General features: G+C 71.5%; 14 protein-coding genes. 3 read left to right on the plus strand and 11 right to left on the minus strand.

The window, feature by feature from the left end; all coding sequences use genetic code 11:
* Positions 1-28: 28 nt before the first annotated feature.
* Positions 29-568, minus strand: coding sequence for a hypothetical protein (locus ACWCRB_RS07295; RefSeq protein ID WP_450995089.1), 540 nt, complete (start codon positions 566-568; stop codon positions 29-31).
* Between the two features lie 249 nt (positions 569-817).
* Here ACWCRB_RS07295 and ACWCRB_RS07300 point away from each other — a divergent pair, with 249 nt between their 5' ends.
* Positions 818-2869, plus strand: a complete 2052-nt coding sequence (locus ACWCRB_RS07300; RefSeq protein ID WP_450995090.1) for a caspase family protein — start codon at positions 818-820, stop codon at positions 2867-2869.
* Here ACWCRB_RS07300 and ACWCRB_RS07305 read toward each other — a convergent pair.
* From ACWCRB_RS07305 to ACWCRB_RS07340, 8 genes are all read right to left on the minus strand, one after another.
* Positions 2850-7553 (minus strand): CHAT domain-containing protein, encoded by a 4704-nt coding sequence (locus ACWCRB_RS07305; protein ID WP_450995091.1) that lies wholly within the window; start codon positions 7551-7553, stop codon positions 2850-2852. The two genes, ACWCRB_RS07300 and ACWCRB_RS07305, sit on opposite strands and share 20 nt — an antisense overlap.
* A 60-nt stretch (positions 7554-7613) precedes the next feature.
* The gene (locus tag ACWCRB_RS07310) at positions 7614-8267 is read right to left on the minus strand and encodes an RES family NAD+ phosphorylase (RefSeq protein ID WP_450995092.1); all 654 of its coding nucleotides are present in this window, start codon (positions 8265-8267) and stop codon (positions 7614-7616) included.
* A 28-nt stretch (positions 8268-8295) separates the two neighbouring features.
* Positions 8296-9012 carry a hypothetical protein gene (locus tag ACWCRB_RS07315; protein WP_450995093.1) on the minus strand — a complete coding sequence of 239 codons (717 nt, stop codon included), beginning with the start codon at positions 9010-9012 and terminating at the stop codon, positions 8296-8298.
* Entirely contained in the window at positions 9012-10133 is a 1122-nt protein-coding gene (locus tag ACWCRB_RS07320) for a hypothetical protein (RefSeq protein ID WP_450995094.1), read from the minus strand. Before ACWCRB_RS07320 ends, ACWCRB_RS07315 begins: the two co-directional genes overlap by 1 nt.
* A gap of 157 nt (positions 10134-10290) precedes the next feature.
* Positions 10291-11742 (minus strand): GntP family permease, encoded by a 1452-nt coding sequence (locus tag ACWCRB_RS07325; RefSeq protein WP_450995095.1) that lies wholly within the window; start codon positions 11740-11742, stop codon positions 10291-10293.
* A 170-nt stretch (positions 11743-11912) separates the two neighbouring features.
* A complete protein-coding gene (locus ACWCRB_RS07330) occupies positions 11913-12335 on the minus strand; it encodes a RidA family protein (protein WP_450995096.1) in 423 nt (140 codons plus the stop codon).
* A 17-nt stretch (positions 12336-12352) separates the two neighbouring features.
* Entirely contained in the window at positions 12353-13105 is a 753-nt protein-coding gene (locus tag ACWCRB_RS07335) for an IclR family transcriptional regulator (protein WP_450995097.1), read from the minus strand.
* Positions 13102-14160, minus strand: a complete 1059-nt coding sequence (locus ACWCRB_RS07340) for a sugar kinase (protein WP_450995098.1) — start codon at positions 14158-14160, stop codon at positions 13102-13104. Before ACWCRB_RS07340 ends, ACWCRB_RS07335 begins: the two co-directional genes overlap by 4 nt.
* A 167-nt stretch (positions 14161-14327) precedes the next feature.
* On the opposite strand from ACWCRB_RS07340, the gene ACWCRB_RS07345 reads away from it, so the two are divergent.
* Together ACWCRB_RS07345 and ACWCRB_RS07350 are read left to right on the plus strand one after the other, a co-directional pair.
* Positions 14328-15623: an amino acid deaminase gene (locus ACWCRB_RS07345; protein ID WP_450995099.1), complete on the plus strand. Its 1296-nt coding sequence runs from the start codon at positions 14328-14330 to the stop codon at positions 15621-15623.
* A gap of 24 nt (positions 15624-15647) precedes the next feature.
* The gene (locus tag ACWCRB_RS07350; RefSeq protein WP_450995100.1) at positions 15648-17273 is read left to right on the plus strand and encodes an N-acyl-D-amino-acid deacylase family protein; all 1626 of its coding nucleotides are present in this window, start codon (positions 15648-15650) and stop codon (positions 17271-17273) included.
* Between the two features lie 99 nt (positions 17274-17372).
* On the opposite strand, the gene ACWCRB_RS07355 is transcribed toward ACWCRB_RS07350, so the two are convergent.
* Together ACWCRB_RS07355 and ACWCRB_RS07360 are read right to left on the minus strand one after the other, a co-directional pair.
* Positions 17373-18257, minus strand: a complete 885-nt coding sequence (locus ACWCRB_RS07355) for a S1 family peptidase (protein WP_450995101.1) — start codon at positions 18255-18257, stop codon at positions 17373-17375.
* Between the two features lie 158 nt (positions 18258-18415).
* Positions 18416-19162, minus strand: coding sequence for a hypothetical protein (locus ACWCRB_RS07360; protein ID WP_450995102.1), 747 nt, complete (start codon positions 19160-19162; stop codon positions 18416-18418).
* Positions 19163-19176 lie beyond the last annotated feature (14 nt).

The following is a 19176-nucleotide window of genomic DNA, read 5'->3' on the forward strand; positions in this document are numbered from 1 at the left end:
GGTGCGAAGGTGACCTGGGAGGTCGGTGTCAGGGACGTACGACCGTGCCGTCGTCCAGTACCGGCAGGAGCAGGCCGCCGGAGTAGACCTCGACGAAGGCGTAGCCGCCCGAGCGCACCAGCATCCGGGCGCCCGAGAACGGGTCGGGCACCTGGTCGGACGGGGCGAAGTGGCGGACGATCACCTGGAAGAGGTCCAGTTGGTGGTCGACGTAGGGCGGGCCCAGATAGCAGCGGGCCAGGAAGCCCAGCGGGATCTCGCCGTAGTTCGCCCGGTACTCCTCGCCGATCCACTCGGCCAGTTGGCGGCGCGTCTGTTCGTCCAGGCCCGCGTCGAGCCGGCCGACCGCGTCGCGCAGTGCCTGCGGGCGGGGGGCGAGCCGCTCCCGGCGCAGGGGTGCGGCGGGCGCCGGTCCTGAGGTGCCGACGGTTCGGCGGGGTCCGGCGGTGCCGGCCGACCCGGCCGTGCCCTGGTCCGTGCGGCGCAGTGCGTCCGACGACGTGGTCTTCGGCGCGACGGCTCCGCCGCCCGGCTGAACGACGCGCCGAGGCCGCTCCAAGTGGCCCATGTGTCCCCCGACTTGAGTTGACTTGCGTGAAGCGAGATACGTGAAGCGTGAAGCGTGAAGGCGACCAAGAAGTTGATGCAAGCGAGTGAAGACTAGTGACGTTGAGTCAATACTGCGACCGAAGCGGCCACTTGGCACCCCGATATGTGGTCCCGGACCCGAACTCGCCCCGTTCCCGACCCGTTCCCGCCCGGTTCGCCCACGACTTCACCCAGGTTGCGGCCGGGCGCGGCTGACAGACTTCCCGTCATGGGGTCGATCCACACGTTCATGGCGGGCATCAACGACTATCCGCCCGACATCGCCACGCCGCTCAGGGGCTGCCTCAACGACATCGCCGAGGCCCACCGGCTGGTGACCGCCCGCACCGGGGGCGGCGCACGGGTGCGGACCGCGCTGAACGGCGCCGCGACGGTGGCGGCGGTCGAGGACGGCATCCGTACGTTCCTGGGCGCGGCCGGGCCCGGCGACACCGCCCTGTTCTGGTTCTCCGGTCACGGCACCCGCCAACTCGCCTCGGGCGCCGACCTGTTGATCGAGGCGACGGGGTGGAACCAGGCGCTGGTCTGCGCGGACGGGCCGCTCCCGGACAAGCGGCTGGGCGCACTGCTCGCCGAGGTCGCGGGGCGCGGGGCGGATGTCGTCGCGGTGATCGACTGCTGCTACTCCGGAGGCGCCGACCGAGAGCGGCTGGCCGGGGCGACGGCACGGTTCGCGGCGCCCCGGCCCGGTTGGCGGCAACCGGTGACCGGACGGGAGGTGGCTGTTCCCCAAGGGCCCCAAGGACTCCAAGGACTCCAAGGACTCCAAGGCCCCCAAGGGGCCTCGCGGCACCTGCTGTTGGCGGCCAGTCGGCTGGACCAGCTGTCGTACGAGGACCACTTCGGCGGCCGACGGCACGGGGCGTTCACGTACGCGCTGCTGGGTGCGGTGCGCGCGGCCGGGCCCGACGCCACCTACCGGGAGCTGCTGGCGGCGGCCGACGCGCGGGTGCAGCGTGCCGGGATCCAGCAGCGGCCGGTGCTGGCGCCGGAGACACCGGGCGGCCCGGCCGATCTGCCGTTCCTGGGCGGGGTCACACGTGGTGCCGCATCGGGGGCCACCGGCGAGCATCTGCTGCGGTTCGCGGCGGACGGCTGGGAGGTGGACTGCGGCACCGGGCACGGGCTGCGGGACGGGGCGGGCGCCGGGGGTACGGAGTTCGGCGTCGTCGGGGACCGGGCCGAGGGTGCGGAGGGTCGGGTGCGGGCACGGCTCGTGCACACCGACCGCACCCTGGTGGACCCGCTGGGCTGGACCCCCGACCCCGAGCGCGTGTACCCGGTGACCCCGACCGCGCTCGCGACCCCGCCCGCCACACTGACCGTGGACGAGGACCCGGCCCACCCGGCCGCCGCCGCCCTCCTCAGGGCCACCATCGCCTCGTACGGCCCCGGCGGCGGCCCCGCGCCCTTCGTACGGATGGTCAACTCCCCCGAGGAGTACGGCGATCCGCACTTCCGGCTGGTCGTACGCGACGACACCGCCCGCGTGCTCGGCAGGGACGGTACGGAGTTCGTGGCGCCCCTGCCGTTCCGCGGGGAGACGACCGGTGACGCTCGACGGATCGTGGACTGCCTCTCCCACCTCACCCGCTGGTTCCGGCTCCGGGATCTCACCTCCCGCCCCTCCCTCCTCGACAACCTCATCCAGGTGGAGGTGGTCCCGTGGGGCGACGTCGACGGGCCCGCCCTCGTGCCGGACGGCGGCGGCGAGATCGTCCGTTCGTACGCCCCCGAGGGCGCCGCCGGTCCGCGTGAACCGTGGGTCACGATCCGGCTGCGCAACCGTTCCCCGCAGCGCACCCTGTGGTGCGTGCTCCTCGACCTCACGGACCGCTACGCCGCCAACCCGGTCCTCTTCCCGGGCCACTTCATCGGCCCCGGCCGCACCGGGTACGCCCTGGACGGCGACCCCGTACAGCTCTCGATCCCGGCCGACCGGGCCGTCGTACCCGGTGCCGAGTCCCGTGACTGGCTCAAACTCATCGTGGCGGAAGGGGAGTTGAGCACGGCGCCCTTCCAACTGCGGCCGTGGGACCCGTACGAGGAAGCGGGCGCGAGGGCGAGCGGGGCAGGGGCGGACGGCGTACTGCGGTTCGACGGTCCCCAAGCCTCGTACGGGCAACGCGAGATGGGCCCCGTGGCCGGCGGCGGTCCGACCGTCCGCTGGACGACGCGGACGATCGCCCTGCGGACGGTCGTACCGCCGGCGCTGCCCGCACCCTCCCGGGCTCACCGGTTCACTGGCCGAGGTGGGTGAAGCCGGCCCAGGCGCTGAGGTCGTCGGGGTCGATGTGCCGGGCCCGTTCGGCGAGACGGGCGGGCAGGCCTGCGGGGAGTTCGCGCCCCGGGTCCAGCATCCAGAGCTGGGCTCGGCGCAGGGCCCTGGCGGGCGGCTCGTTCTCGGTGCGCAGGAAGTGGTGGGTCAGGAACATCAGGACGGAGGTCGCGTCGTCCGGCACCGGCCACAGCGAACCGACGACCGAGCGCGCACCGGCGACCAGGAAGGCGGTCGCGAGGCTGTACGCCTCGTTGTGCCCGCGCCCCGACACATGGCTGCGACAGGCGGCGAGCAGAACGAGTCCGAGCCGTCCGCCGCCGGCCCCACCGACGGCCTCGGTGAGTTCCTCGGCCGCCAAGTCGCCCCCGTGGAGGGAGAGATGGGCGGTACGGCGGGCGGTACGCGCGATGGAGGCATGGCAGGCGAGATGCAGCACTCCGCCTTCTCCCTCCTCCCCCGCCTGTTCGGGGCCGGCCCCCGTGAGCCAGTCGAGGACCTCCTGCGGGGTGCCGGGCCCGTCGGTACCGCCACCCTCGCGGCGGCCCAGGAACCGGCCGTGCGGATAGAAGACCCGCTGTACGGCGTCGGCCTCCTCACCCGCCCAGTGCAGGTCCCCGGTCGGGTTGCCGACGACGAGCGCGGCCCCGGAGTGCGCGGCCTGGGGCCGGGCGGCCACGTCGCACAGCAGTCGGGCGGAGGCGGCGTACGAGATCTCCGCCTCCTCCAGCGCGTAGCGGCGCCGCCCGTCCTCGTCCTCGGCCCAGGCCGCGTGCCAGGGCACGAGCCCGAGCGGCCCCATCGGCACGAACACCAGCCGGGGCACCCGCCCACTGGCGGTGGCGAACACATCGAGCAAGGGCCGCGTCCCGGCGTACCAGGCCCAGCCGCACAGCCGGTCGAGACGGCGCCGCAGCGACGGCGTGTCCGGCCGCGCAGCGGACGCGGCGGACGACCAGCCGGGGACGGGCCCCATCTCCCGGTCGTCGTCCCGGAGTTGGGCGGCGCGCACCTCCTCCGAGTCACCCGGCGGCGCGGCGGACACCGCCGACGATGACCGGCCAGGGCCAGGCTCCATCTCCCCGTCCGTGTCCCGGAGTTGGGCGGCCTGCACCTCCGCCGAGTCGCCCGGCACCGGCAACGGGCGGCCGTCCCCGGCGGGCGACGACCTGCCCGGCGAAGCGGCCGACGCGGCCGACGGCCAACCGGAGACGGACCCCGTATCCCGCCCGCCGTCCCGAAGCTGGGCGGCGCGCACCTCCTCCGAATCGCCCGGCGAGGCGGCCGACCCGGCCGACGGCCACCCCAAGACGGACCCCATCTCCCGTTCCTCATCGCCGAGTTGGTCGGCGCGCATCTCCAGCGGCTCCCCCGGCAGCCGTACGTACGCCGTCAGTGGGCCCGCGTCCTCGGTGAGGGTCGGGAGGGGGATCGAGTGGACGTCTCCGGTGGCCGTTACGACGACTGCGGTGCCGGGGGTGTCCGGGCCGGCCGGGACCAGGTAGACGAGGGCGTCCTTGCGGAGGGTGCGTAGGGCGGTGGCGATCTCGGTCGGAGTGGGTGGGTCCAGGAGGCGGTCCTGGAGGGAGTCCGCGCCGGTGAGGGCGGACAGGACTCGGCGGCGCAGGGCGCTCGGCACGGACAGGGGCTCGCGGAGCGCGGTGAGCGGGTCGGTGGCGTCGGACGCCAGGCCTGCCGCCCGCCATTCCTCGGCCAGCGCGTCGTGGCCCGCTGCCACCAGGCGCTCGGGGACCGTGCGGGACGTGGTCGCGGCGTGCAGGATCAGGCCCCGACAGGCGTCCAGGGCCTGCACGGCCTCGTCGAAGGCGTTGTCGCGCAGACACCAGCCGGCGACTTCGAGCGCGGTCTCGGTGGCCTGCGCCACGGCCTCCTCGGCGTGTGCGGTACCGGACTGCACGAGCGCGGCCCAGGCATGGCCGCGCAGCGCGTCGAGGCCGATACGGCGGGCCACGCCCTTGTCGTCGCGGCGCAGTTCGCCCCGGGTGCGGTAGGCGCGGCCGAGGGCCAGTCCCGCAGTGGCGTAGAGCCGGTGTTCGGGGCCGCCGGCGGTTCTGAAGGCCTCTTCCAGCAATGTGATGCCTTTTGCCAGATGGCGGGCGCGTGCCGTGGGGAGGGGATTCACCCCGGCGAGGACGCAGTGACCCGAGCCCAGGCAGTGGCCGTAGCGCAGTTTGCTGTCGCTGCCCTCGTCGACCAGTTCGTAGGCCTCCTCCAGGAGTTCCATGGCCTCGGCGAGCGCGCTCACGTCCTGGGTCCGCCCGGCCCGCGAGAACCGGGTGATGCCGTTGTCGCCGAGCACCCAGGCCCGGTTGTCGCGCGGCAAAGAGCGTGCCGCGCGCCGCAGTCGGGCCATCGAGGGGCGGCCGACGAGCGGCGGCGCGGGCGGAGCGCCCAGCTGCTCGGCGAGCCGGTCGCGGGCGGCGCGGGCGTTCTCCAGCAGCGTCCAGAGTTCGATGCTGGAGGTGTCGTCGGGGCCGAGTTCCGTGTGCGTCGTGGCGAGTACGGCGAGGTGCTCGTCGGTGCCCGCGAGGTCCCCGCGCTGGGCGGCGGCCTGTGCTTCGAACCCGGCCTGCTGGGCGGTCATGACCTTGCGTCTGTACGGGCTCAGGTGAGGGCTGTCGCGCAGTCGCCGCCACATCCGGCCGGCCGACTCCATGTCGTCGCGCACGCCCGCGGTCTGCCCCCGGTAGGTCATGGCGGCGAACCGGGCCATGTCGATGCTGTGCCCGAGCTCGTCGTCACCGCCCCGCCCGGCGCCGGTGGCAGCCTCGGTGCCCGCGTAACCGGCAGAACCGGTAATGCCGGCGGAACTGGCGGAACCCGTGGAACCCGCGGGGTTCGCCGCCGCACCGGCCGCCTCCGCCTGCGCGAGATGGTCGAGCACCGCGTCCATGCCCCGCCCGGAACCGGCGAGTTCGTCGCGCAGCCGGGCATGGGCGACCACGGCGTGCGCCTTGCGCTGCCAGGCCGGATCGTCCTTCCGGTACGCGAGGACCGTGTCGATCAGCTCGGTCTTCCGCGCCTCGGCGGCGTTGCCGTGCGGGTCGAGGAGCATGCCGTGGGACAGCAGGTTGAGGGCGAGCACCGCGCGCTCGTGCTCCGACTCCAGTGCGGTGAAGTAGGCGAACACCTGATCGAACCCGGCACCCTGCCGCCTCGACCTGCCGAAGCTCCGGAGAATGCCCGGGAAGTCGTCGTCGACGTCGTTGAAGTCCAGGAACTCGCGCCCCTGGTCGAGGTCGTTCAGCATGCCGAAGTAGGCCTCTGCGGCGCTGTCGACGGTCATCGCCGCCGGGATGTCCGCCGGGTCCGCAGGGGTGAAGCCGTAGTCGATCTCCAGGGTGCTCCAGGCCCAACTGCCCATGATCTGAGTGGCTTTGCGCAGATCTCCGTCGAACTCCTCGTCCTCCAGGACCAGTGCGCAGGCCCTGGTGATCTCGTGGAGCCGGGCCGGGTCGTGGTCGTCCTGGTACCGGCTCTGCTGGAACACCCCGAGGAACAGGGCGGTGTGGGTGACCCGTCCGTCGCGTGCGGGCACCCACTCGTCGAGGGCCTTCCTGATCAGCCCGATCGCCCTGTCCTGGCCCGGTCCGTCGCCGCGTACGCTCGTCCGCTCGTACAGCAGCCGCCCGAAGCTGTCGAGGAACAGCGGGACCAGCCGGTCGACGTCCGCCGGGTCGGTCAGCAGGCCGTTCAGCTCCACCTCGGCCGCGGCGGCCTGCGCCTGGTCCTTCCAGTTCCCCCAGATCAGGAACCGTACGTACGCGCTGCGGATCCCTGCCTCCCAGGCCCAGGACGGCACCTCGCCGGTCGCGTCCCGCACTTCGAGCAGGGCGGTGCCGAACTCCTCGCGGGCCTGCTCCAGTTCGGCCCGGTCTGCGGTGGCCCGGCCGTGGATCATGAGGCCGAGGCCCAGGCTGTAGCGGACGAGCGGCAGATCGCTGGTGGGCAGCGCCGCGTCGAGCACGGCCCGGTAGTACTTGGCGGCAGCCTCCGCGTCAGCCGGGTCGCGGCCCAACTCCTGCCGCTCCAGATGGAGATAGCCCCGGCCCTCGGTCAGATCGACAGCCTCTTTGCTGCCCGGCTCCAGCACGGCGGCAGCCACCTCGTGCCGCCGCAGGGCCTCGTCGACAAGCTCGAGAGCTTGTGCGCGCGTCCCCTCGAAGCCCAGGTAGCGGTACTTGGAGACCGAGGCGAGGAGTTGCAGGCCCAGCGTGCGCACGAGGTCGTGGTCGAGGTCCGGGGCGAGGCTGTCGGGAGACAGTGCGGCCATGCCCTCGCGCAGCAACTCCCAGGCTTCGTCGAGGAGTTCGGCGCCGGGTTCGATGTCGAACTGGCAGGCCCTGACATGCCCGAACATGATCCGCCAGGCCGCCCACTCCCCGGGGTCGCCGGGTGCCTTGAAGGCGAGCGCGAAGGCCTGGGCGGCCAGCTCAAGGTTCTCCGAATCACCCTGTTCATCCGATTCATCCGCCAACATATGGATCCGGTAGGAGAGTTCACCGGCCGTCGCGCACAACTCGGGAGCCTCCGGGGCGTCGGAGGCCGTCGCTGCGATGGCGTCGAGGATCTCCTCGCGGCGGGCGCGGAGTTCGTCGACGAAGGCGAGGAGTTCGTCGTCGGGGGACGGGGTTTCTGCGGTCACGGGCCGAACTTTCCGGGATCGGTACGCCGAACATGTCCGTACGATCGCCAAATTACGGTGTCAGGGCGCGAGTTGGACGTAGTACGGCAGCAGCAGCGAGTTGAGCCACTCCCGCCCCTCGGCGGTCCCGAAGTCCATGGCGTCGCCCTCCTCGACGCCCAGCGCGCCCTCCGGGCACCGGTCGTCGAACAGCACCACCGTACGGTCGGCCGGTTCCCGCTTCGACGACCACACGAGCCCCTGCGCCCACGGCTCGGTGTGCCGGCGGATCCAGTGCGCCCAGTCCCTGGTGTACGGGTACTCGTGCGACTCGGTGTGCACCAGCCAGGTGTCCTGGTGCACGGCGGCCAGTTCCTGCGCGGACGTCAGCGGCAGCACCCCGACGTCGGCGGTGAGCCGCAGGGTGCTCAGCCGGCGCCCCTCGACCGCGCGCCGGGGCAGCAGCCGGGGACCGCCCGAGGGGTCGAAGGGCAGCGAGCGCAGCAGGGTCTCGCAGACGGCGGCGGCAGCGCTGAGCCCGGCGTACAGATAGCCGTACGGATCACAGGAGGTGGCGTCGAAGCGGCCTCCCCCGTAGAGGCAGTGCGAGGGGATCGGGTTGAACTCGGCGGCGCCGCGGTGCGAACCGTGGATGCGGTACAGCGTGGTGCCACGGGCCAGCGTGACCTTGCCGGGGGTGCCGGTGAGCGCCTCGGGCGGCCGGTAGTTGGGCACGGCTCGTCACTTTCCCTGGGGCATGTGTCTAGTCACTCTCCATCAGAAACCTCGCGGTCTCGACGAGTTGGCGGTCCCGCCCGCTGCCCAGCAGCTCGACCGGGCTGGTGCCACCGAGCCAGGCGTTGGCGGACAGCCACCAGTCGGCGGCGCCCCAAGGGTCGTGGTCGGCGTCGAGCAGCGCGTTGACCTCAAGGACGGCGAGCCAGGGCAGGGTGTCCTCGCTGAACTGGAAGCGGGGGAGGCGTAGTCGGCCGCCGGGGCCGCGGAGCCGGATCAGATCGGGCGAGTGGGGCGAGCCGCCGCCCTGCTCGATGTCGACGGCGTCCAACGCGGGCTCCGCGAGCACGCGTTCACGTACGGGGCCGAGGACGGGACCGACCATACGATGGCCGTCGATGAGGAGTACGGCGAGATCCTCGGCCGTGAAGCCCTGCACTGTCGGATTCCGATCGGGGTACACGTTCACGACGCCGAGTCGCGCGTTCGCGCCGGCCCCGAACTCCTCGGGCAGAGCCTCTGCCAACAGCGAGGCGGCCTGTGTGATGAAAGCGTCGCCGAAGTCGTAGCGCCGGTCCAGGTCACGCCTTGAGGCAAGCAGCTCGGTGAGCTGGGCCTGGAGGGCCTGCCCGAGCCGCCCGGAGATCTGGTCCCAGCGCGCGGCGGCATCAGCCAGGATGACGTAGGCGTCAAGCGGATCTCCCGGATCCCCCGAATTCCTCACATACCTTGAGAAAAGCGCCATCAGTCCCCCTCCCTCATCCCCGCCAGCAACCGCTCCACCAGATCCCCCCGAGCATGCCGCCGTACGACGAAGTGGATGTCCCACTCGGCACCCCGGGCCAGTTCCGCCTCGACGGCGGCCCACAGGGCCCCGAAGCTCTCCAGCGGGGTGAGACCACCTCGCCCCGCGCCGAGCAGGGGCAGGCAGACCGAGCGCAGAGGCGGGTCGAAGTCGCCTGCCTCCTCGGCGAGTTGGGCGAAGACGCGGGCCACGCCGCGGGTGATGTCGGCGGGCTGGACGTCGTAGTCGTTGCTCTCGGGGCGGGGTACGGCCACGGCGACGTGGTAGAAGCGCCGGATGCCCTGCCCGGCCAGTGCGCCCGCCGAGGTGACGGCGACCGTGCCTGGCAGGGCCGCCCGGCCGGGAGCCCCGTGCCGGGCGGCCCATCCCCCCAGCTCGTCGAGGATGCGGTCCTCGACGAGCCCCCCGGTGGCGTCCCTGCGTGCCCCCGCACGTCGCAGGGTCGCGGAGACGGACGACTTGTAGGGCGCGGGCAGCGCGAAGTACGTGTTCGAGGGCGACACGACGACGTCGATGTCCCGCAGCAGATCCACGGAGTGGACGTGCACGGTGACCGGGACGGTACGGCCGTGCACGCGGACGTCGAGGGCGCGGTGGGCGTCGGGAAGCCGCTCCGCCGGGACAGCGGCAACAACCGTCACCCGGTCCCGCTGCGCGACCTGCACTATCTGTTCCGCGATCTGTCCGAGGACCATGAACTCGTGGTGTTTGCGGAAGCGTTCGACGCTCACCCCGTACACCTGGGCGGCCCGTCTGCGCCGGTCGGCGGCGGGCCAGTCGCGGGTGCCCTGGGCGAGTCCGAGGCTGTACTCGGCGGCGGTCTGGAGCGTACCGCCGCCCATCCGGGAGACGGCGAGCCGCAGTACCTTCTCCACCGGCCCCCCTGGCAACTCGCCGTCTCCTGACGGGGGTTGCGGAAGTTCACGGGCGACCCCGGCGAGCACCGGCACGGCGAGTTCGCGCAGTCTGACGACTCCGGCTCGTCGCACCTTCCGCACCTCCGCGAGGACCGCTCCGTGTTCGAGCTGGTGGCGCGGCGGCGACGGCATGACGATCAGCATCGCACCGGCACCTCAGGCCTCACAAGCCTGTTCCGCAGCCCGTTCCGTCCTTCCATTGCAGCGCATGGGCCGGTCGGGGACGGGTCGCGAACAGGTCGGTTTCGGGGCGCGTGGGGGGACGCCCCGAAACCGACCGGCCCAGAGAGGGTGGGGGCGGCTATACGAACAGGCTCAGTACGGCCGCCACCACGAACCCCGCCACCGACAGCACCGTCTCCAGCACGGTCCACGTCTTGAGGGTGTCCCGTTCGCTGATGCCGAAGTACTTGGCGACCATCCAGAAGCCGCCGTCGTTGACGTGCGAGGCGAAGATCGAGCCCGCCGAGATGGACATGATGACGAGGGCGACGAACGCCTGCGAGTGGTCGCCCTCGCTGAGCAGCGGCGCCACGATGCCCGCCGTCGTCACGATGGCGACCGTCGCCGAGCCCTGGGCGACCCGCAGCACCACGGAGATCAGATAGGCGAGGACGATCACCGGCAGGCCGACGTCGTTGAAGGTGTCGGAGAGTGCCTGCGCGACCCCGCTGGCCTTGAGGATCGCGCCGAAGATCCCGCCGGCGCCGACGACGAGCAGGATGTTGCCGACCGGCTTGAGGGACGCGGTGGACACCGTCTCCAGGGACTTGCGGGACCAGCCGCGGCGCAGGCCCAGCAGGTAGTACGCCATGAACAGGGCGATCGTCAGGGCGACGAACGGGCTGCCGAGGAAGGTGACGACCGACCGGAAGGTGGAGGGGTCGAGCGCGATCGACGAGAACGTGGCAGCGAGGATCAGCAGCAGCGGCGTACCGATGATGGCGAGGACCGTGCCGAGCGGTACGGGCGTCTCCTGGGGGGCCACTCCGGCCTCGCGCTGCTCGTCGAGGACCGCCTTCTTGGCCTCCTCGGCGGCCTCCAGCATGTCCTGCGGTACGGGGACGAAGATCCGCTTTCCGATCCACGCCGACCACACCCACGCGGCGAGCACGGCGGGCAGTCCGCAGACGACGCCCATGAGGATGACCCAGCCGAGGTCCACGTGCAGGAGTCCGGCGGCGGCGACCGGGCCGGGGTGCGGCGGCAGGAAGGCGTGGGTGACGGAGAGGCCGGCCAGGAGGGGCAGACAGTAGAGCAGGATCGACTTGCCGGAGCGCTTGGCGGCGGCGTACACGATCGGCGCGAGGACGAAGATGCCGACGTCGAAGAAGACGGGGATGCCGAAGACGAGGCCGGTGAGGCCCATGGCGAGAGGCTCCCGCTTCTCGCCGAAGAGGTTGAGGAGTCTGGACGCCAACACCTCTGCGCCACCGCTGACTTCGAGGATCGCGCCGAGCATCGTGCCGAGGCCGATGATGATCGCGACATGGCCGAGGATGCCGCCCATGCCGGACTCGATGACGGAGACGGCGTCCGAGCGCTGGACGGTGCCGAAGAGTTCGGTGACGCTCAGGCCGGCGCCCAGGCCGACGGCTATCGAGACGGCGAGGAGGGCTACGAAGGGTTGGAGGCGGAGCTTGATGATGAGGATCAGGAGCAGGGCTATGCCTAGGGCGGCGACGGTGAGGAGGCCGGCGGTGCCGTCTATGAGGAGGAGTAGGCCGCCGGTGTGGGGTGGGGTTTCGGACATGTGGGGGTCCTCTGTTCAGTTGCGGGGGGATTTTGGGCAGGGGGGAGCGCATTAGTGGCCAGGTGCGGGTTGTTTGTGGTTGCTCGCGCCCACGCGGCGGAGCCGCAGATCGAACACAGCCCCGCGCCCCTGAAGGGGCCTGCGGCCCCTCAGGTGCGACGGGGCGGGACTCAGCTGTCCAGGACCGCGAGTGCGTCGATCTCGATGAGGAGTCCGGCCGGAAGGCCGACGTAGACCGTCGTGCGGGCCGCCGGAGGAGCCGTCAGGGACTGCTCCTCGAAGTACTGGTTGTAGATGCCGTTCATCTCGGCGAAGTGGTCGACGTCCGTGAGGTAGACGCGGATCATCATGACGTCGTTCCAGGTCGCGCCGCCCTCCTCCAGGATCGCCTTGACGTTGGCGAGGGTCTGGAGGGTCTGTTCGCGCAGGGTGGGGCCGGCCGGTGTCGGGGGCTTGCCCTCTTCCGCCGGCAGGAAGCCGACCTGGCCGGCGACCTGGAGGATGTTCCCCTTCTTCACGCCGTGGGAGAACTTGGCGGGCGGGGTGGTGTGGGTCTTCGGGGTGAGGGCGATCTTCTCGGACTTCTCGGTCATCAGGTGGCTTCCTAGGCTCAGGCTGCTGGGGTTCTTCCGGAGTACTCACCGCTGATGGCGTCCGCCGTACGGCGTACCAGCGGGAGCAGGGTGAGGAGTTCGTCGGCGGTGACGACGACGTTCGGGGCGGAGACGGACATGGCGGCGACCACGCGGCCGTCGGTGCCCCGGATGGGGGCGGCGACGCAGTTGATGGACTCCTCGTGACCGCCGAGGTCGGTGGCCCAGCCCTGGTCGCGCACCTTGTCCAACTCCCGTAGGAACGCGAGGGAGTTGGGGGTGGAGCGGGAGGTGTACATCGGGTAGTCGAGCTTGTCGGCGAGAGCGCGTCGCTCGTTCTCCGGCAGATCGGCGAGCAGCAGCTTGGCGACGGCGGCGACGGTGATGGCGACGGGTTTGCCGATACGGGAGTACATGCGCACCGGATAGCGGCTCTCGACCTTGTCGATGTAGAGGACCTCGCCCTCCTCGTGCACGGCGAGGTGCACGGTGTGCCCGCAGATCTCGTTGAGGCGTACGAGGTGGGGGTGGGCGATCTCCCGGACGTCGAGGTTCTCGACGGCTTCCTGGGCGAGCGCGAAGAGGCGGGCGCCGAGACGGTAGCGCTGGTCGGACTGGCGGTAGACGAGCCCGTGTTCGTGGAGGGTGCGCAGGAGGCGCAGGGCCGTGGACTTGTGGACGCCGAGGCGGTCGGCGACCTGGCCGAGGTCGGCGGGGCCCTCGGCGAGCAACGGCAGGATGCTCAGCGCGCGGTCGACGGTCTGGCTCATGGGGTGGGTACCTCCTCCGGGGCCTGCTCGGCTTGCGTCCAGCCGGGGCCGAGTCGAAGTGTCCCCCACGCCGTGTCGTCGAGGGTGACCAGCCGGTCGGCGTGGTCGCGGGCGGGCGGCACGGCGAGGTCGCCGGGGGCGGTGAGGACGGCGGCGGCCATGAGGTGGCCGTGCCGGATCCGGTCCCGTACAGGGAGACCCCTGAGGGTGGCGGAGAGGAACCCGGCGGCGAAGGCGTCGCCCGCGCCGACGGCCGCGACGACGTCGACGTGGGGTGCCCGGACGCGTACGGCACCGGTGTCCACGTCGTCGCCGAAGGCGACGGCCTCACCCCCGCCCTGCTTGACGACCACGAGCCCCGGCTCGGGCAGCGCGTCCACGATGGCACGCGCACCTCCCAGCCCCCAGGCGTCCCGTGCCTCGTCGGCGCCGACGAACACGAGGTCGGCCCGCCGGGCCAGGTCGAGGAGCACCCGGGGACCCTCGGTGTCGGCCCACAGTCCCGGCCGGAAGTTGACGTCGAAGGAGACGAGCGGCCGGCCGGGCCCGGGCTCGGTCAGCTCCCAGAGGAGGTCGAGACAGCTGCCGGACAGCGCGGCCGTGATCCCGGACAGATGCAGGACACGCGCCGCGCGCACCGCCTCCAGGTCCAGGTTCCCGGCGGACATCACGGAGGCCGCCGAGCCCGCCCGGTAGTACGCGACCTCGTGCGCGTCGGTCGCCCGGTCCCCCGCCGTACGGAAGTACACGCCCGTCGGACGCGCCGGATCACGCCGTACGGACGTCACGTCGACGCCGTACGAGCCGATCGCCTCCACCAGGTGGTCGCCGAAGCCGTCGGCGCCGACGCGGCTGATCCAGCGGACGGAGTGACCGGCGGCGGCGAGCGCGCAGGCCACGTTGGACTCGGCGCCGCCGATGGTCCGCTCGAAGGACGGTACGTCGGCGAGCCGGCCCGGCCGGGAGGGAAGGAACGTGACCATGGACTCGCCAAGCGCGACGACATCGACCACATCGACGACGTCGGGGGCATTGCAGGGTCCGGTCATGGTCACGATCGTCGTAGCTCCTCGGTGATGCGGGGGAGGCGGCGGCTCCGTTGACCCCGCGTTGGCGAGATGTTAGACAGCGGTAAGCGATATACGCAATGAGAGTTGCACATGTTGCAACGCACTGCCGTGCAGCCCACTACAGTGCGGCGCAGCCGAATCAGGGAGGTTCCATGGGCACCGAGAGCAGCGACCGCGCGGAGGCGCTCGCCCGCCTGGCCACCGAACGCGTCGACGCCCGCTTCAAGGGTCTCCCGCCGGACGCCGACGGCCTCACGGTCGGCGAGCTGACCGCCGAGCGCCGCAACCTCTTCACCGGCGGCTTCACCACCCCCGTACTCACGCTCTCCGCCGAGCACCTCACCCACAACCTGGAGCTGATGGAGACGTACGCGGCCCGCCACGGCCTCACCTTCGCCCCGCACGGCAAGACCTCCATGGCCCCCCAGCTCTTCCGGCGGCAGATCGACCACGGCGCCTGGGGCATCACCCTCGCGGTCCCTCACCAGGTGCGCGTGGCACGGGAGTTCGGCATCCAGCGCGTCTTCCTCGCCAACGAACTCGTCGACCCGTCGGCCCTGCGCTGGATCGCGGCGGAGCTGGCGGCCGACCCCGACTTCCGGTTCGTCTGTTACGTCGACTCCGTGCGCGGAGTGGAGTTGATGGACGCGGCGCTGGCGGGGGCGGTGGCCCGCCCGCTGGACGTGGTCGTCGAACTCGGGGCCGGTGAGGGCGCCCGGACCGGGGTGCGCACGGAGGCGGAGTGCGCGGCGGTCGCGGACGCGGTGGCCGCCGTACCGACGCTGCGGCTGGTCGGGGTCGCCGGGTACGAGGGCGAGGTGCCGCAGGCGGACCCGGAGCGGGTGCGGACGTGGCTGCGGCGACTCGTCGCGCTGGCGGCGGACTTCGACAAGGCGGGCCGGTTCGCCGACCCTTCCGTCGAGGAGATCGTGGTGAGCGCGGGCGGCAGCGCCTGGTTCGACGCGGTCGCCGACGTGTTCGTGGAGATCCCCGAACTGTCGCTCCCGGTACTGAAGTTGCTGCGCTCGGGCGCGTACGTCTCGCACGACGACGGCCACTATCGCCATATCACCCCGTTCAACCGGGTCCCGGAGGAAGGGGCGTTGGAGCCCGCCTTCCGCCTCTGGACGCAGGTCGTCTCCCGCCCGTCCCCCGAGCAGGCCTTCGCGAACGCGGGCAAGCGCGACGCGGCCTACGACCTGGATCTGCCCTTCGCCCAGGTCGTACGGAGGGAGGGCGCTGAGGAACGGCCCGCCACCGGTATCTCGGTCACCGACCTCTCCGACCAGCACGCCTGGCTGCGCACCGACCCCGGGGCGGACCTGGAGGTCGGCGACTGGCTGGCCCTGGGCCTGTCCCACCCGTGCACGTCCTTCGACAAGTGGCAGCTGATCCCGCTGACAGAGGCGGACGGCACGGTCGTCGACTACATCCGCACGTTCTTCTAAATCGAGGATCGAAGGAGGCCTGGAGTGGAAGAGCTGGTCATTCGGGACGCGGACGTCGTGGACGGCTCGGGCGGCCCGTCGTACCGCGCGGATGTGGTGGTCGACGGCGGCAGGATCGTCTCGATCGTCCAGGAGGCGGCGGCAGCGGGCTGCCAACGCCCAAAGGCGCGGAGGGAGTTGGACGCCTCCGGGCTCACCCTCTCCCCCGGCTTCATCGACATGCACGCCCACAGCGACCTGGCCCTCCTCCGCGACCCCGACCACAGCGCGAAGGCCGCACAGGGGGTGACCCTCGAAGTCCTGGGCCAGGACGGGCTGTCGTACGCCCCGGTCGACGACCGCACCCTCGCCGAGGTCCGCCGCGCGATCACCGGCTGGAACGGCAACGGCGACGACATCGACTTCGACTGGCGGTCGGTGGGCGAGTATCTCGACCGACTGGACCGGGGGTTCGAAGGGGAGGGCATCGCCGTCAACGCGGCCTACCTCATCCCCCAGGGGACCGTCCGCATGCTGGCCGTCGGCTGGGAGGACCGCGAGGCGACACCCCAAGAGCTGGACCGGATGCGGCAGTTGGTCGCGGAGGGGATGGAACAGGGCGCGGTGGGCATGTCGTCCGGGCTCACCTACACCCCCGGCATGTATGCCAAGGACGCCGAACTCACGGAACTGTGCCGGGTGGTGGCGCGGTACGGCGGCTACTACTGCCCGCACCACCGCTCGTACGGGGCGGGCGCGTTGGAGGCGTACGCGGAGATGGTGCAGCTGACCAAGGAGGCCGACTGCCCGCTCCATCTGGCCCACGCCACGATGAACTTCGGCGTGAACGAGGGCAGGGCGCCGGAGCTGCTGACGCTCCTGGACGAGGCGTTGACGTCAGGAGCGGACCTCACCCTGGACACGTACCCCTACACGCCCGGCTCAACAACTCTCGTGGCGATGCTGCCGAGTTGGGCGAGCGAGGGCGGCCCCGAGGAGATCCTCAGACGCCTGACGGACGCCGACACGGCCGAACGCATCCGCCACCACATGGAGGTCATCGGCGCCGACGGCTGCCACGGCGTCCCCATCGAGTGGGGCACGATCGAGATCTCGGGCGTGACGGACCCTGACCTCATGGGTTATGTGGGCCGCACAATCCAGGAGTCGGCGAACGCACGAGCCGAGACCCCATGGACAACGGCCCGCCACCTCCTGCTGACCGACCGCCTGGGCACGACGATCCTCCAGCACGTGGGCCACGAGGAGAACGTCCGCACGATCATGCGCCACCGCGTCCACACGGGCGGCTCGGACGGCATCCTCCAGGGCACGAAACCGCACCCACGCGCATACGGCACGTTCCCGCAGTATCTCGGCCACTACGTAAGGGAGTTGGGAATCCTCTCCCTGGAGGAGTGCGTGGCCCACCTGACCGCACGCCCGGCGGCCCGCCTACGCCTCCCGGACCGAGGCCTGATCCGAGAGGGCTACCGAGCCGACCTGGTCCTCTTCGACCCGACGACGGTGGCGGCAGGCTCCACCTTCGAAACCCCGCGCACCCTCCCGACGGGCATCCCACACGTCCTGATCGACGGCCGCTTCGTAATGGAGAACGGCCGCCGAACGGACGTACTGGCAGGCAGGTCGGTCCGTCGCAGTACTTCTTGACGAACCGCCCGCACACCCACCCAGGGGCGCGGGGAACTGCGCGACCAGCCACGACGGCGCAGCAGATCGCACCACTACCGCCCCACCCCCCACGGAGCGCTACGGCTTGGGCAACACACACCCACTGCGGCTCAGATCCAACTTGTTGTCGAGACCGAAGCAAGCCGGGATCTGGTAAGTCTCCTGCGCATAGTTGATGCCCTCACGAACAGTCACGTTGCCGCTCGCATCAACCTCACACGGGTTGTTGTCGGTGCACGTCCCGCCGTCCTCATTACCGGTGTTGTTGACGGCAACGACATTCCCCGTCGCGTTGTCGACAACCGGCGACCCAGACGTCCCGCCGATCGTCTGGCACGCGGAGGTGTAACGGACCGAGTCCTTCCAGGTCCACTCCCCCTCCTTGAGCCGGTAGGCGAAGCCGTCGATGTTGCAGGCGTACGTCCGCTTCCAGTACCCGGAGACGACCGTGATCGCGGTGCCGGCGACCGGGTGGGTGTCATTGAGGGTGAGCGGGCTGATGCCGTAGCTGCTGGCGATCTGCGCGTACGTGGTCGTGAGCTGGTAGATCGAGACGTCCGTGTCGGTCATCGTCGCGTACGCGATCTTGCTGGCGCGCAGGGTGCCGACCCGGGTCGCCGAGGCGTTGAGCAGCCCGAAGGTACGGGTGGACGCCTGGTCGACGATGACCTCGCCGGCGGCCGGGAAGCCGGTCTCCAGGCAGTGCCCGTTGGACATGACCAGCGCCGGGTCGTCGGACTCGGAGCTGGGGAAGCGGACGAGCGAGCCGGAACAGTTGGAGAGCGAGACGGTGCCGGCGAAGTTGACGGCCTGGATGGCCGGAGCGGCAGCCGTCTTGACGGTGGTGCTCGTGGTGCTCTTCCCGACGGACGCGGCCGTGTCGGCCTGCGCGGCGACCGCGGGTGCCGCGCCGGCCCCGGTGATCACCAGAGCTGTGAGCGCGGCAAGGAGAGGCTTGTTCATGTGGGGGTCCCCTCGTACGAAGGAGCGACCGGAGGTTTTCCGGCCGCTCGCTTTTTGTCATGCGCATTGTGATGCGGGAGGGGCGATTGAGGCAAGGAATCGTTTCCGGCCGGTTGACGAGGGGTGCATCCGGCCGGGATTTCTGCCCAACTCTCCTGCTATTTAGGCCCCTTGGTTCCGTCCTTGCCCCGCCCCGGGTTGCTCCCCGAGTTGCCCGGGGCCGAGTCACCGGTCGCGGTGGCGGTCGGGGAGGCGGCACCGGAGGGGGAGGCGGAGGTCGCCGAGGCGGCACTGGAGAGGGTGGTGGGCGACGTGGAGCCGCCGGACGCGCCCCGCGCGCCCCCTGGAGAAGCGAGCGCCGCATCGGAGGGCGCGGCGTCCGTGACACCCGGGGAGCCGGTGACGGCCGACGCTCCCCCGGGCGTCACAGACGCCCCCGCCGTCGAACGCGCCCGCTCCCCCTCGTCCCCCGACCCGCCGCCCGAGGGCGCGTCCGAGCCGCCGAACCCCACGATCAGGGCCGCCATGGACACCACACCCACCGCCCCGACGACAGCCCCGACCACCACCCCGCGCCGACTCGACGCGCTCTTCTTCCGGCGATGCCCAGCCGCACTCGCCTCCGCACCCGCACCCGCACCCGCACCGACGGCACTCGTCGTCGGCAGCTCGGCCGTCTCGTCGTACGCGTTCTGCCAGCCGTGGGCGGCGGCAGGGTCCGCGTACGCGTCGTACTCCGGGGTGCGGCCGGTATCGGGCTGCGGATGGTAGACGTTCGGTGGCTGAGCGTGCCCGGCCGGATCCGGGTGAACACCGTGGCCGTCGTGCGCACCCACCACCTCGTTCGCGGCGTTCGCGCCGTACGTCCCGTTCTCCGCGCCGTGCGTCCCGTTCTGCCATGACATGAGCGCGCATTCTA

This window comes from Streptomyces sp. NPDC002156 (assembly GCF_053593675.1).